Source organism: Donghicola eburneus, from assembly GCF_900115865.1.
GTDB lineage: Bacteria > Pseudomonadota > Alphaproteobacteria > Rhodobacterales > Rhodobacteraceae > Donghicola > Donghicola eburneus.
In genome coordinates, this window is sequence record NZ_FOXY01000020.1 from 1 (window position 1) to 12699 (window position 12699).

The following is a 12699-nucleotide window of genomic DNA, read 5'->3' on the forward strand; positions in this document are numbered from 1 at the left end:
AGCTCGTTCGCAGTTGTCCATGGACAACTGCGCCAACTGGAGAAATCCTTGAGTGGTGTCTTAAGCGGAGTTGTCCATGGACAACTTCACCACTTAGATAAACCATTAGACGAATCATTTTTCGGAATTGGCCATGGCGGATCACTCTTCTAGGAAAGAAAGCGTCGGCTGACAGCTCGTTCGCAGTTGTCCATGGACAACTGCGCCAACTGGAGAGATCCTTGAGTGGTGTATTAAGCAGAGTTGTCCGCGGTCAACAGCGCCCGTTTGGTAACAGCAGCCGGATTGTAGGCCTTTCTATGTCGGCTCGTAGAAAATTTCTTTGGATCATTTTTAGTTTAAAATGTAACCGTTTTCGCTCAAGGATTTTTTGAATTCTTTTCTTTTTTCGTCAATCATATTTTTGAAGCATTCAATAAGGTTATTTGTGTTTGAAATAATTTTCTGATCTAACCTATCGCCTCCCTGACCATGGGCTAGGTTAGACAAGATATGTCCGGCCAAAGAACCATCGGGGGCTAGGGTCCATTTTTCAGGTGCCTCAAACAAAATTCGCAACGAAAGTGTTGGGTCGAAAGAGTCTCTCGTGTAAAGTTTTGTAGATTGATAAGATGTCCAATCCTTCATTTTAGCCGTCAAAAGGTTCCATGCTTCTTGTGAGTGCAGTGGCACCATGACCTTGCTTTCAAGAAAATCCAAATCAAGTGGCTGAGGCTCTTCGAAGTCATCTGTCCAAAGATATTCGCCATCTTCTGCGTAGTGGAAATGAGAGATACCCCTGCAAGGATAGCTGAAGCCTCCATCCTCTACCCAAGGAATATAGTCGTTCTCTAGGTCAAGGACAGTAGAATTTGTCAATCTTTTCTTCGGGATGTCATCGAAATGAGGATGGGCAAGTTCTCTCGTTGCGTGTGTCCAGTGCCCATCTTTAACTCCATTAAAGCTGAGGGCAAAGCGGAGCGCATCGGGGCTGCCTTCTGCAGTGAGGTGCAAATCAACATTCATGGTTTGCCAAAAAATGCGCCACTCGACATTCGGGTTAGTCGTGCCATGCAGTTCGTCGAGTTCATTCGTAGGTCGGTCAAATGATGCCCAATCTAGGGTTTCTGGATCCGCTCCGGACCGTAAGATCGCTCTTTTCCAAAGATCGTATTCTTTCGAAGTGCGCCAGATTTTTTCTGCGACCCAGTCAGTTAGTTCATCGAGCGCGACGCTTTCGGGGTTCCTTTCGACTTGGAGCGCCTTGAGATCTTCTGCCGAGGGTGTGTGTTTGCGGATCTTTTGAATGTCTTCGGTCTTTACACCCTCTGAAAAGCAAAGAACGCGGCGAGGTACGTAAAGTCGGGCAATGCGCATTTCTGGGAAAAGCCTGGATGGTGCTTCGCTGAGGGGATCAAATCCATACAAACGCAGACGTGAATAATCTGCATAGCTTCCCTTGTCTTCATTAGGGGCATGTTCGAAGCGTTCTACAGGAAAGGTTTGGAGATGCAGTCGCTCCAGTAAATCATCCGTGCAGTCGTCGCGGGTATGTGGATGTGTTCGAACGCTATATTTCTGCATTTCTTCGAGGTATTCGATAATATCTGTCTCGCGCGCAATCTTATCGAGGAATTGGTCCATGACTGTTTGAAATAGGTCACGAAGGTCGATGTCTGGATCAATCCGTGGACGATTTGGCCCGGAGAAAGACGTGCCGTCGCAAACAAATAAGAGCATCTGATTGCGCTTGATGTCTGGATCACGACCATCTGTCTTGAGATCCGCCAAGCCCTCAATGAGGCGTAAAAATTCGCTTCCGCGGGCCGCCAGCGTTTCCATTTCTTGTTCGGAGAGGCGCTCCCCTTCGAAGCGGATGTAACGTTTTCTTTTCTTCTCTTTTGAAGCACCTCCTTCTTCCCCGTAAAGAGTTCGAAAAAGTTGACTGGCAATTTGTGTCGGACGCTTCTTGCTATCACTTCGCTCAATCGCACGTCCGATGTTTCGCGCGAGAACTGCTCGGTCAGCTTTATTCAGCCGAGGGGTTGCGACCAAAGCAGTCCTCAAAGCTTCTGCCTCTTGTCGTTGACGAGCTGCTTTGGTGGCTTCGTGTGCAAGCGGGTCCTGCTCACAAGCCTTGCTCCTCCGAGCCGGAAAACGGTTGCTGGCATCAATAATGCGATTGTTCATGACTTACTTCCGCGCCTGACGTGTCATGCGAGCTGCTTTGCGACCGCGGGTTCGGAGGGCTGGGGCTTTGTTGGGAGCGCCTTTATAGCAGGTGATCAATTCGCCTTCCGGACTGAATACGGCAGTCAAGTTCATGGCGCGTTCAATAACGTGCAGCTTGTACCCAGCTTCGCATAACTCGCTCATTTGCTTGATATGAACCTTCCGCTTTTCGCATCCTCCGCCAGCAGGGAAGGCTTTTCCATACAGGGCAACAAGTGCCAGAGCTTCTGAACATATTCCGCGTTGAGCAATGCGTTCTTCGGCATGGAGCGAGCGGGTGACGTGTACTGTGGGGCGTGTGGAGTATTGCATCTTTGAAGTCCTAGTGGGGTGGATAGGAAGAGCATGCCATCAGATTTGTTGAAGGTCTCCCGCATTTTGGGGATTTTTTTGGGGGTAAAAATGGAGATTTTTGGAGAAAAAATCTGATGTATTTGGGGTTAGTGGCTTGGATCATGAAGTCCTGGAGCAGTTCATGTGGTGCGTGAACAGCTCAGGTCTTTGGTTGAGTGTCAGGTTGCACTCTCTATCCAAGCTTGACAGAGGCCTCCGATGGGAGAACCTTCGAAGTATAGATTTGAGACAAGGGGCCTTTGGAGATGTCTCGAAAGTTTTTCGATCCGCACTACAAACCAGATCGTTCACCATCCAAGTACAATGCCGATAAAAAACGTGATGAGGCATCTGCTGCAGATGCTGCCGCCTTTGTTGCGAGTTTTCTGGCAACCTACAGGGGGGGCGAGAAGGCATCTCGCAATCCCGAAGAAATTTTAAGGGAATTAAGGATCGAGGCGCGACGCCGGAGCTTGGCAAAGCACCACAAGTCAGTAGGCCCCACAGGTATTCCTGGAACAGTAAAGATTGTGCGTGGCAGGGGGAGGCTGATGCCTTCGAAGGGTCAGATACCTGTCCCTCAGCGCGCCTCTCAGCCAATTAAAAAGCAGGTTCCCCGCGCAACTCCGTCCCATCCTTGGCTAAAGCGGCACAGTAGCCTTAAATTTCTTAGCTTTTCGGACGCAGATCTGCTGTCTACCTACTTTTCTACCATCGCAAAAATAGAAAGCTGGCGCGCAGAGAGATCCGGGGCAGTAGATCAAAAACGTAAAGATGTTTTGGCGGAACAGGTGCAAATCCAACTGGAAAAGAGAAATGATCTTCTCGCCTTAATATATGACCGTGCAATCGGCGCTGATGGGATCAGTTAGACACCTAAAGGTCTGTATTCGCTCAGGATAAACTAGCGGTCCCAAAGTAGCCGTGCGTTTATTACAAGCAACTCCAGCTGTGAGGCAGGTCGGAGCGACTAAGATGCTTTACCCCCACATACGCGCTGCGATATCTTGCTCTTCCTTGCCGACGGCGTCGGCGTAGATTGCGGTTGTGGACAATTGTGCATGCCCGAGCCAACGCTGCAACATGTGCAAGGGCACACCCTGTACAGTGGCGTGAACCCCGAACCCGTGGCGGAGGCCTTTGGGGGAACGGTGGGGCGCATCGGGAATGCCGGCTGCGATCATGACCCCCTTCACGATCTGCCAGATGCGCACGCGGCTAAGATCCCAGATGGGCAGCGCGGATTTTTTGCGGGAGCGCTGCGCTTCCCGGATGCCATGCGCGGTATTCAGGGTGTCGAGGAACTCTGCCGGCACCGGGACGGATCGAAAGATGATTTTGTCTTTGCCCGAAACTTCCTTCCGCTTCTTCAGACTGCGGAGGGTGACAGTCCCACCTGAGAGATCGACTCTGGCCGGAGTGATCTCGATAAGCTCTGACGGCCGACACCCCGTCCAGTGCAGCGTCTCGCAAAGGGTCCGGTCCCGCGCCGGTTGGCGCCGGGCCGCGGCGAGGAAGGCAGACCGCTCTTCGGCGTTCAAATAGAGCCGGTTTCCGGCGGGGTCATAGAGGCGCATTTCGGACATAGTGAACAGTTTGCATGAAAACTGTTAAATCCGGAAGCCGATCTTGGCGCTTCGTGCGGCCAATTACGGTGGCGCCGCGCGGCCGCGTTTAACACTATTGCTAATAGTGTAAAATCGAAGCGCCACTGCCCCTCTTCACCTCTCCTGTGATCCAACACATCAGAAGCGTTCAGGGCAGCAAGGCGTTGGGTCGCGCCGAGAACTGACCCCTATTCCAGTTATGTTCGTTGCTTCCGCGATCTTGTCCGCTTCGCCTTGGATTGCTGCTCGTTCCGGGATGGCGACGCGGTCCAGGCGGCACCCGTTTGCGATGGTGCTCGTTTGTCAGCACGCTCGAGGCGGACGCGACACGGCGCTGCTTAAATAAACTCAGACGACTTGGCCTGTCGCAACCCGCGATGACAAGACTGCTGAAAACGTCCTGGTTCTCATGAACATCACATATATCCGCCTTTCGTTCGGACAATGAACAATTGTTGCTTCGCAAGGCTGCGCTCATTTAATGCAAATATGGAAAACAAAAATATGTTTTCCCTGCATAGGCGTTTGTGCGGCTGTCTTGGAAATATTGCAAGTATGAGATGTGTTTGCGAGAGAACTCGTGCGGTGATGGGCGGCAACACGTGAAACTGCTTGCCTCGAATATGAGGCAGATAGAGTGTCGAAGCCCTATAGGGATCCAATATAGAGTGCATTTTAAGGGGCTGAGCGGGCGCCAGCGTTGAAATTGTTAACGCAATCTTAACGATAACTCTAGTCTCATGCGAAAACGCATGCTAATAATAACGTATTAGTTAAGATTACTATTAAACGTTACCTGGGGTATACATATGAATAGTGAAGTCAAGCAGCTGGCCGCAATGCGGCAACTCCTTTTTAGCTTGGAGCGGGAGCTTGGTCTCGACGACATGAACCAGCATGAGAAGGACATATTTTATGCCTTCCACACGCTTGCGGCTCAACAGTCCGGAGAAAAATTTATCTCATCTGAAAGCGTCCGCACCTACGAAACTGTCCGTAAAATGAAACATGCGACCTATCACCGGGCGATGAAGCGCCTGCTTGATAACGGGGTTATCGAGCACGCGCCGCAACGAAAAAGCGGCTTGTATCAGTTGAGCGCCAACGCCGAACACTGACCGGTATCGCCAGACCAACCAGAAAGCCCGTACCTGCCAGTACGGGCTTTTTGCGTTTATGGATGCGCATTCCTGGTGATGCCTGGCACGGATTCCAGGCGACCATGGGCAGCTCAGACTGATGTTCTGACTGAGGCGTTCTATCCGGAATTGGAGGGGAGAGGACCTGCCTCCCAGTAAAGCGATTGCTCATGCGCCGTATAAGAGGCGTCTAAGAGGCTGATGCCGATTTAGTTGATGCGTGTCCGTGCGACCGTCACGTTGCTTGGCCCGCAGAAAGGCTGAACCGCGAGAGCACTTCGGCCATATCCTGTAAAGACGTCGCATAAAGCGCATCTCGCTCGGAGGTACTTATCCTCCGAGATACTTGTAAATTTTTATTTACATTTCGTTAACCATTTAAATTTATTGATATTTTAATTCTGCTTTGAATTGACGAAACATTATCGAAGCTATACGCAGTACCAATCACCACCACGAGAGCTGAAGTGCCATGTACTTCATTTTCTTGATTTTATAGAGGAAATTTCCACAAGGGGATCGTGGGAGGTTTCCTGATCAAGAAAAAACCGGCTGAAGTAGGCGCTTCAGCCGGTTTGCATTCTAAAATAATTCTACGGCACTTGTAATCCAAAATACTGGTGTGCCGCGATCTCTGGGAAAGCCAAGCGATATAAAACCGCTTACGGGCTGGCTCACCACCACTCACGAGATAACCATTCGATAACCTGTACTTACCAAAAAGTATGGTATGGAATTCCATACCGTGCAGAGTGGGGTGCGGAGTTCCGAAGTTGCGCGGTGGATAGGATTTATAATATTTTCATTATAAAACTTTGCAAAGAAGAAGAAAGTTGCTGATCGCATACCGTTTGTGACATATTTTTTCTTCACTCAATCATATTCAATTATTTTAGTTTAAAGTTTTTGAATGTGAATTTTTAATGATGCATTTAAGAAGTACGTTAATAGAGGCAAAGAGGACCATTTATCTGGCTTGCTTAGAAATTCACTTTGTCTTAGGGTTTTGTTGTGTCGCACGAGCACAATCAGAACCCCAACGTATCAGTGTTGGACCCGCAATTGCGGGTCTTTTTATTTTTAATCAATTTTACATTATTGTGTCTTTTTTCGGAAAGTTCTCCGGTGGCGGCAGAGGCTTTTGAAGTCTGTTAATGTAAGGCCGTGGTACGGACTTCAGTGGCAACCATGCTATGCAAGCTTCTGGTCTGCATCTGCAAAGCAAATGTCTGCCGTCCCTTCGTGCCGTTTTAACACTTTTGGAAGTGGTTCTCCGGAGGGGCCGCATAACTGACTTGGTAATAGTGTTAAATTATGGTCATCCAGCGGAAGAGATGTCAGGTATCAAGGGCGTGCCACGAGTAATTCTGTTACCGTTTCTACACCGTCCAGCCATGCGGCGGCCCCAGGCCGTCGCCACTCGATCAGCCTGCGGATACGTTGATGATCTTCCGAAAGGTTTCTCGAAAAAATTGGCTCGTGATGTGCGATCCGATTTCGAAACTTCCGTACTTCATCAATGTCGTCAAAAAGAGAAGCTCGTGCTTGGCTGAGCGTCAATGTGCGATCATAGCCTGGGAAAGAATGGGCCAGTTCGCGGTCCCAGATGCGGGCCTGCTGGCCCTTTACGAAGAGATGGCGCCAGAATGCAAACTTTAGCTCGGCAACAACCTTGCCTGCTGTTGGTAGGCGTTTGGAGCACTCGGCTAAATCGCATCTCGGCTGGTAGCCACGTTTGGGTACAGGAAGTGTGTAAGAAAAACCGCGGTTCAGGTGCCAGTTTGCGCCGAAAACTGCTTCGACAGCTTCTACTGCGCCATTTCGAATGGAAAGTTCACAAAATTGAAGCGTCACATAAAATGCTGAAGAGATATTAGTATTCCAGCAATATAAGTCCATTGCTCTCTGCCGGTCTCCTGCAGCTTCCCGCAAGTAAGTTCCAAAGCGTGGGGGAGATAGAACAGCCTCAAGGTCTGTGATCTGCTGCGCTGTGAAATTGTGAGGCATCGAACGCTCGAGTTCGTAAAATATTGACCCTGGGAGCATACTGTCCTAAATTTAGGACACAAGGCTTTGAGGTTCGCGGGTGTGAGCCTTCCCTCATCGTCGACAGATATGTGAAGTCCGTTGCTTGCGCAGCGGACTTTTCTGTTTTTCAATAGTGTTAGTTAGTGGTGGGCTCTTGCTGTGACTTGATATGCTGCCATATTGCGTATGCTTCGTCATGACGCCCTTGGGCCTCAAAGCAGTAGGCAAGATTGTCGTAACATTTCTCGATGATAGGATGTGTCTCATCGAGCACCGCCTGGAAAATCTCAAGGCCTTTCAAGTAGAGAGATTCCGCGACCTTTGCGTGTCCTTGTGCCTGAAGGCATCCAGCTAGGTTGTTGTAGCTGATCCCGACGGCTGGATGCGCCTCGCCGAGTGTTTCCAGCCGGATCTTGAGTATCTGCAGGTAGAACGGTTCCGCATCCTTCTCTCGCCCTTGCGCCTGAAGGCAGCATGCCATGTTGTCGTAGCTCTCCAAGACGTCGGGATGTGCCTCACCTAGCGCCGGCTGCGAAATTTCGAGGCTTTTCCGATATAGCGGCTCTGCATCCTCGGCACGCCCTTGGGCGTGCAAGCAATAGGCTAGGTTGTTATAACTATCCCCGACGGCTGGATGCGCCTCGCCGAGTGTTTCCAGCCGGATTTCGAGACCCTTCCGATATAGCGGCTCCGCATCGTGGGTACGCCCTTGCACCTGAAGGCATCCGCCTAAGTTATTGTAACTATTTCCAACATAGGGATGTGTCTCACCAAGTGTTGCCTGAAAAATCTTTAGGCCATTCCGCAAAAGTGGCTCTGCAGCCTCTGCATGCCCTTGTGCTTGAAGGCACCCAGCTAAGTTGTTGTAGCTGATCCCGACGTCGGGATGCACCTCGCCAAGAGCTTTCTGCCGTATCTTAAGCGCCTTCCGATATAGCGGTTCTGCTTCCTTGGCGCGATTTTGAGCCTGAAGGCAGTGGGCTAGGTTGTTGTAGCTGATCCCAACGTCTGGATGCGCCTCGCTGAGTGCGGTCTTCCGGATTTCGAGAGCCTTCTGGAAGAGCGGCTCTGCAGCCCCTGCATGCCCTTGTGCCTGAAGGCATCCAGCTAAGTTGTCATAGCTCTCTCCGACGTCTGGGTGTGCCTCGCCAAGCGCTGTCTTCCGGATTTCGAGCCCTTTCCGGTAAAGCGGCTCCGCTTCCCTCGCGTGACCTTGAGCCCTCACGCAGCTGGCTAAGTTGTTGTATCCTGTACCGACGTTTGGATGCGCCTCGCCGAGTATCTCATGTGAAATCTCGAGCCCCTTCCGGTAAAGCGGTTCCGCTTCCTTGGCCCGTCCTTGTGCCTTCAGGCAAGTGGCGAGATTGTTGTAGGCTGTACCAACGTCGGGATGTGTCTCGCCGAGTGTCGCTTGTGAAATCTCGAGCCCCTTCCGGTAAAGCGGTTCCGCTTCCCCGATCCGTCCCTGTGCCTGCAGGCAAGTGGCTAGGTTGTTATAGCTGGCAATGACGTCGGGATGTCTTTCACCAAGCAACGTCTGTGTCATGATGAGGGCTTGTCTCCAGAGACCCTCAAAGAATTGAGGGCGGTGCGCTTTGAAAGCAGTACCCTGAACAGTGTTGAGCCATTCTACGTACCCCTCTAGTCCTATTTGTCGGCGTAGACGTGCAGCCTCTACCAAGCACTTAAAGGTATCCTCAGTCACATCAAGAACGCGGTTGGGTTGAGCTCTTGCCTCAAAATTCTCTATTAGTGCTTCACGCGAGGTAGATATGATCTCGTCTTTTTCAGACTGCACGATGGCGTCGGCAATAGCCCGATGCGGGGAGAGCCAACCGTCTTCGCCTACCGTCATGATCGAGAGATCTGCCAGCCTGTCAAAAGCGGCAAGAGATATTGGGATATTGAAAGTTTTCACTATGTGGGCAAAGGCGGCGCGGTCAAATTGTTGGGCAAGCGCCAAGCGTGTGACGAGTTCCTGAATTGGGTCATCGTAGTCCCGCAAGAGGCGCTGCACGAGTTCCTGTCGTCTGGCTTCGAAGCCGCGCCCTGCGACTGCGAAATTCTCTGGTTGAGCGCGCTCCCCGAGATTCTTCCAGTGTTCGATTTGCAGATCGAGCATGAGCGGAAAGATCGGCGAAGTTGCCGCATCCGTCTCGCGGGAACCGCTTATTATCGCCTTGCGGATCACGGGATCTTCGATGGGAACCTGCTGTAACCAATCTTCTGCATCGTCGTCTGAGAGACCGCCGAGAAGATACTGATTGTCTTCTAGGTCGTTGCGCCAGGCCTCTTCTTCACCCCACGGTAGACGCTCGCGCGAAAAGAAGATGGCCAGCAGCCCGTCCGTTTCGGAGACAAGTTTTCGCATGTGTGCATCGAAGTGGTTCTCGCGCCACCGCGCGCCTGTGCCCCCTTTGTCCATGACACGTTCGTATTCGTCGACGAAGAGAACGAAGCGATGCTCTGGGTTCTGCTCGAGATGGTAGTTGAGGTCCTGCGCCAGCATCCATGGCATGAGATCGGACATCTCATAGCTCTCAATCATCTGTCCGTCGCGGTAGAGATGTTTGAGTTGGGAACGCGTTTTCTCAAGCCAAGCCCTTTTGCCGCGGTCAAAAGCCCACTGACTGCCTTTCTTTAAGAGAGGTCCCAGCAACGGGATCGTTTGTGTCGTGTCAGCCACCAGTTCTCTTGTCAGTGTAACAGCGTCTGGGACAGCCTCCGCGAACCCCTCTCCTGTACGGAAAAGCCAAGCATTTTCGAACTTGGGTAGGGGTTCTTCGCCCCGCGTTTTTTCCCACATAATCGCAAATGCGAGATCGAAGGCCGGAAATTTTACGCCGGATCGGCAGAAGGCGTTCCGTATCCAGACAAGGAGATGGTCGGGATCGGTGACAGGTCGAGCGTGCAAATCAACCATGGCACGGCGGAGGTGCGCGTAGCTTGGGTCTACTTCCTCGGAAGACATCCGGAAAAGTTCGCGGGCAAGCGCCGTTTTACCCTGTCCACCAACGCCATACCAGGTTCGTACCAAACAACCGTCTCGAGGAATTGACAGTAGCGCCTTCTCAAAAGTCCTCTTGGGGTCTTCACGATCCACGAAGACCGTGCTTGCTGCTTGCGCAGTCGGGGAGAGACGAGGGGGGGGCATATAATACCTCGGTATCAATATATTAAAAGCGTTTGGTGTGGATATTTTTGAGATTATTACGTCAGCTCGTGATAAGATCCTTTGAAGGTCTCAATCCATTCATCAATATCTTCTATATTGTTAGAGTGACTTTCAACAAGGCTTGGGATCATTTTGGAGAATAATATCATTTTTTCCTTGTTTAGACGGGCTTCATCAGCCGCTTTTCGAAGCTCTTGGATGTCTGAATTGTCATTGAAACTATTGCGAAGGTCTATATCCACATCCTTGTTCAGATTCAGTTCTAAACGCTTTGTTGCGTCTTGATGATCAGAGTATGCTTTCGAAAAATTGTTTATGTCTTGCTGATCAGAATATGCTCTCGAGAAAAGAAGAAGAACATATGTAGGTACGCCAGCCTTGTAGGCGAATGCCTCGAGGTGACGATACTTTATATCACTTTTGTCGCTCAGTATTCCGTAAAGCACCCCCCTCTTGATGACGGATCCTGGCTTGCGCGCGCCGGATCTCTGGCGATGAGTAGACAGCTCATTTATGGTTCTCTCTTTCTCGCCGTTAAAGAGCCTGAAGATCAAATGCGCAATAATCTTTCTAAGTGATTGCGGATTACGCCTTTTTTCTTTTGGTACGTCGGGTATGTCTACTGTTCTTGCCATCATCGAAACCTGATTTTTTATTAATAACAGTTGGTTATATTGAAAAATCCAAGTGTATCAATATGGAAGTGTCTCTTTTTTGACGTCCGCCGTTATTTTACGAACTTGCTCGATGCGCAGTTCGTGATCCACACTGAAGTTTAAGCAATGGCTGAATCAACGATATCGAGGCGCGTACAGCTGCATTAGTCACCTTCGCGCATACATGAACCTAGTAGTTGATTAACGGCCTATAGAGGGAAGTCTATTCTTAGCCAAGGCTAGGAAGTTGAATGTATAACTAAAAATAAGGTTTTTCTCTCGAAAGCCTGCTCTGAGATTTTTGCATTTATTCAGTTCATTTGTGAGCGGGATCGAACGTGCATTTTCACCATTCGGAAAGGGGGTGATCGAAACTGCAAAACGACATAGCGCGTCCACGCACCACATCACTCATGTGGGACCGGAGGACAATGCGCGCGCTCCGGCGGAAAAAAGGCTGGCACAGACTTGCTGCACCAGCCTCCGAACTCCGTAATGCGTTTTCCTAGCTTCCAACTCGAGAACGCACTAGCGCGCAAGGGCTGCTTCAGGAGTCGTAGTAATGCAGTATGTAACGTCTTTCATAGAACGTTGTGCCAAATGGATCTATATGTCCATTGGCGTGGCGAAGTGGGTGAAATGGATTGAATTTACACAATTCGATCATGCGCATAGTCGCTTCGCCTCGGTAGACATGGATCTGATTTACCAGATCGTGTTCACTGTCTACGTTCTGAGTAATCTTATCAGTAAGACTGGTAAGAAGAAATAGAACTCTGTCAGGAGGCATGGAAATGCCTTCTGATACTCAACTAATCGTCTGTCGGCCATTCAACTATAGACTGAAAAATATTAAAATTATGTGGCTGAACCAGCCTGCGCCGATAAACAAAATGAGTCAAGTTTTGATTGGTTGGAAAATACCGGAACTTCATTTTCGCTTATAGGTGTACCTACCTTCCTGAAAAGCCCTTGGCACGTGGCCAAAGGCTCAATCATGTTGCATTATCTGGGTTACGCTGTTTTTCGAATGACATTCACACCCATACGGACTGAGCCCCAGTTGTCATAGTGTCCACGGTCGTTAATGGTCATCTGCAGTTCGCCTGCTTGACGTACTTTGGCTTGGTAACGTTCACCAATGTAAAAGGGTCCGCCGTCGCCGAGACGGCCGATTAGAGAGTCTTCAATAACGCCGGGCATAGGGTAGTCTGCACCCCCGAGTGCAGCAAGCACCGTCGGACCGGCAGGGCCATGTTCTATAGCCTCTCGCCAATTGTCACGGTTGCCGTTCCAATAAGACTTCTGGTCCCACGTAACAATCAAGACATCACCCTTTTCAACAAAGATATTGGTCCTTTGCCAGCTTTTGCGAGCGCTTACGCTGATATAGACAGTGGGCGAGACGTGAAAAATTTCCGACATGGTTATATCTCCTCGATCTGAAGCGAGCGGAGCGTATTGTCCGTTCTCAAAGCAACTGAGGCACCCAAATGAGACTTCAGGACGAATTTCAGCGGGGTATTAAATTTTAATTATATTTTTCAATA

Annotated in this window: 9 protein-coding genes; 2 read left to right on the forward strand and 7 right to left on the reverse strand. The window is 50.1% G+C overall.

The genetic code is table 11. From position 1 onward, the window contains the following. Positions 1–333: 333 nt before the first annotated feature. Positions 334–2169, reverse strand: coding sequence for a hypothetical protein (locus BM225_RS19965; protein WP_092465306.1), 1836 nt, complete (start codon positions 2167–2169; stop codon positions 334–336). 3 nt (positions 2170–2172) lie between these two features. Next, complete coding sequence (locus BM225_RS21695) at positions 2173–2523, reverse strand: hypothetical protein (protein WP_143095425.1); 351 nt, start codon at positions 2521–2523, stop codon at positions 2173–2175. A 287-nt stretch (positions 2524–2810) separates the two neighbouring features. Here BM225_RS21695 and BM225_RS21700 point away from each other — a divergent pair, with 287 nt between their 5' ends. Beyond that, positions 2811–3416: a hypothetical protein gene (locus tag BM225_RS21700; protein WP_143095426.1), complete on the forward strand. Its 606-nt coding sequence runs from the start codon at positions 2811–2813 to the stop codon at positions 3414–3416. Between the two features lie 108 nt (positions 3417–3524). On the opposite strand, the gene BM225_RS19985 is transcribed toward BM225_RS21700, so the two are convergent. Then, a complete protein-coding gene (locus BM225_RS19985; RefSeq protein ID WP_092465310.1) occupies positions 3525–4130 on the reverse strand; it encodes a tyrosine-type recombinase/integrase in 606 nt (201 codons plus the stop codon). An 830-nt stretch (positions 4131–4960) separates the two neighbouring features. Here BM225_RS19985 and BM225_RS19990 point away from each other — a divergent pair. Next, positions 4961–5269, forward strand: coding sequence for a MarR family transcriptional regulator (locus BM225_RS19990; RefSeq protein ID WP_245780558.1), 309 nt, complete (start codon positions 4961–4963; stop codon positions 5267–5269). Positions 5270–6634: 1365 nt separating this feature from the next. Here the strand turns inward: BM225_RS19990 and BM225_RS21705 are convergent. From BM225_RS21705 to BM225_RS20015, 4 genes are all read right to left on the reverse strand, one after another. Then, entirely contained in the window at positions 6635–7189 is a 555-nt protein-coding gene (locus tag BM225_RS21705) for a hypothetical protein (RefSeq protein WP_143095427.1), read from the reverse strand. Between the two features lie 265 nt (positions 7190–7454). After that, positions 7455–10421 (reverse strand): tetratricopeptide repeat protein, encoded by a 2967-nt coding sequence (locus BM225_RS20000; protein WP_177218669.1) that lies wholly within the window; start codon positions 10419–10421, stop codon positions 7455–7457. Positions 10422–10528: 107 nt separating this feature from the next. Continuing rightward, entirely contained in the window at positions 10529–11128 is a 600-nt protein-coding gene (locus tag BM225_RS20005; protein ID WP_143095428.1) for a hypothetical protein, read from the reverse strand. 1035 nt (positions 11129–12163) lie between these two features. Further along, positions 12164–12574 (reverse strand): hypothetical protein, encoded by a 411-nt coding sequence (locus tag BM225_RS20015; protein WP_092465315.1) that lies wholly within the window; start codon positions 12572–12574, stop codon positions 12164–12166. Positions 12575–12699: the final 125 nt, after the last annotated feature.